Genomic DNA, 231 nt, shown 5'->3' on the forward strand with positions numbered 1-231 from the left:
TCACAAATGTTTGAAGGTGCTACTACTTTTAATCAAAACCTTGGTGATTGGGATATTAGTACTGTTTCTAATATGACCGATATGTTTAATGGTGTTACACTATCTACAACAAACTACGATGCTACTTTAATAGGTTGGTATACAGACTCTAGTGGTGGTGCTAATGATGGTATTGATGATGTCCCTTATAATATAACTTTTCATGGAGGTAATAGTACTTTTTGTTTATCT

General features: G+C 32.9%; 1 protein-coding gene. It reads left to right on the forward strand.

The window, feature by feature from the left end:
* A partial coding sequence (locus M3P09_RS17290) for a BspA family leucine-rich repeat surface protein (protein ID WP_249974074.1) occupies window positions 1-231 on the forward strand: 231 nt, incomplete at both ends.

This window comes from Jejuia spongiicola, from assembly GCF_023502325.1.
Lineage (GTDB): Bacteria > Bacteroidota > Bacteroidia > Flavobacteriales > Flavobacteriaceae > Wocania_A > Wocania_A spongiicola.